The organism is Rhodosalinus sp. (genome assembly GCF_041685465.1).
Taxonomy (GTDB): domain Bacteria; phylum Pseudomonadota; class Alphaproteobacteria; order Rhodobacterales; family Rhodobacteraceae; genus Rhodosalinus.
The window spans coordinates 1-1,160 of record NZ_JAWLFS010000135.1; the positions used below are offsets into that span (position 1 = coordinate 1).

1 protein-coding gene and 1 other RNA gene are annotated in these 1,160 nt (G+C 67.3%); both read right to left on the reverse strand.

Annotation, left to right across the window (positions count from 1 at the left end; translation table 11 throughout):
* Positions 1 to 119: 119 nt before the first annotated feature.
* Positions 120 to 599 carry an SspB family protein gene (locus tag ACESL7_RS10025; RefSeq protein WP_372893187.1) on the reverse strand — a complete coding sequence of 160 codons (480 nt, stop codon included), beginning with the start codon at positions 597 to 599 and terminating at the stop codon, positions 120 to 122.
* Between the two features lie 102 nt (positions 600 to 701).
* Positions 702 to 1,052, reverse strand: a transfer-messenger RNA (tmRNA) gene (ssrA, locus tag ACESL7_RS10030).
* Positions 1,053 to 1,160: the final 108 nt, after the last annotated feature.

Sequence of the window (1,160 nt, forward strand, 5' to 3'; positions counted from 1 at the left end):
TCCGCCGGCACCTCGAGCGGGCCGAAGCTGTCGGTTTCCGTCCGGGTTCCGGTCATGCGCCCCTCCTTCGCGTATGCAGCCGCACGCGGTCTAGCGCGCGGCCCGCGCGAGGGCAACGCTCACTTGCGGAAGCGGTCGAGGCTGACGACGTCGGCGTCCTTGCGGGGGGCATCGGCCTCTTCGGCCGCCGGCTCCGCCTCCGCCGTGCCCTCGGTTTCCGGCGTCTCCGCCTCGTCGTCCTCCGCCTCCGGGCTTTCGAAGCGCAGGCCGAACTCCACCGAGGGGTCCACGAAGGTGCGCAGCGCGTCGAAGGGCACCACGAGCCGCTCCGGCTGGTTGCCGAAGCTGAGCGTCACGGCGAAGCCGTCTTCGCCTACCTCCAGCGCGTCGAACCAGTGCTGCATGACGATCGTCATCTCGTCGGGATAGCGCTCGCGCAGCCACGGCGCGATGTCGACGTCCGGGTGCTGCGTGTCGAAGGTGATGAAGAAGTGATGCTCGCCGGGCAGCCCGTCTTCCGCGACCTCGGACAGCACCTCGCGGATGAGCCCGCGCATCGCGCCGTGCATGAGCCTGCCGTAGTCGATGCTGTCCACCATGATCGCTCCGCTCGGTTGCGGAGAGAGAATAGGGGATTCGGGCCAAGATGAAAGGCCCCGTCGCCGGGCAGGCTGCTGCGAGATGATGTGTGGGGGAGGGGAAGTGCAGGCTTCTGTTGCCAGGTGCCTGCGAACCCCGCCAGACCTTGCTAGAGGACTGGGCTTGAGATTTCGGTCTCGTTACCGCTTACGCGGCAACGGCGACCGGAGCATGATTGTCGTTGGCAATTATGCTTTACGGACCGATAACGGTGGTACCTCACCGGGACAAAGCCACACCTTTACACGTTCGTCGATCCTGTTTCGGCCCCATGGTCCCGCCAACGCCGGGATGATGGTGGAGCCGCCGGGTACCGCCCCCGGGTCCGATCCGCTTATTACGTGCGCGTTTATGCCCATAGTCCCCGAGGGGACAATTTGAATATCGGCCGGGCGCGCCGCGATTTCAAGGGGCGCGTGCGGTGGACAAGCGGCGCGAAGACCGCGAGAGTTCGGGGCGCGGGACGCAGCGCCACGCGGGCGGACCCGACCTGCGCTGCGGGGCCACACGGTCGGGGGCCA

Coding starts and splice junctions, on each gene's coding strand:
- ACESL7_RS10025 (WP_372893187.1), bottom strand. CDS start 599: ATGGTGGACAGCATCGACTACGGCAGGCTCATGCACGGCGCGATGCGC.